The organism is Vogesella mureinivorans, from assembly GCF_007644035.1.
In the GTDB taxonomy this organism is placed as follows: domain Bacteria; phylum Pseudomonadota; class Gammaproteobacteria; order Burkholderiales; family Chromobacteriaceae; genus Vogesella; species Vogesella mureinivorans.
Genome location: NZ_VMTV02001152.1, coordinates 1 through 282 on the forward strand (window position 1 = coordinate 1; position 282 = coordinate 282).

1 protein-coding gene is annotated in these 282 nt (G+C 70.6%); it reads left to right on the forward strand.

Going from position 1 to position 282, the window contains the following annotated elements; genetic code table 11:
• A partial coding sequence (locus tag FLQ44_RS23275) for a hypothetical protein (protein WP_147696224.1) occupies positions 1–282 on the forward strand: 282 nt, incomplete at both ends.

Genomic DNA, 282 nt, shown 5'->3' on the forward strand with positions numbered 1-282 from the left:
GTGCAGGCCTACGGCGTCGAGCGCATCTACCACCCGAACGACGGCATGGCGATGGGCCTGGTCGGGATGATCGAAGACCTCGTCGCCCGCACCCACAAGGCGCGGCTTGGCACGGTCAAGCCTGCCAACGTGGCGGTGGAAGATGAAATCGCCGTCGGCCGCATGCTCTCCGCGATCGAAGAAGGCGCCATTCCCGAGGCCGAGCTGGCCGCCCTGCGCAAGGGCTGGCAGCTGGCCGGCGGCAAGACCCCGGTGGTCGGCCTCACCGGCACCGGCGGCGCC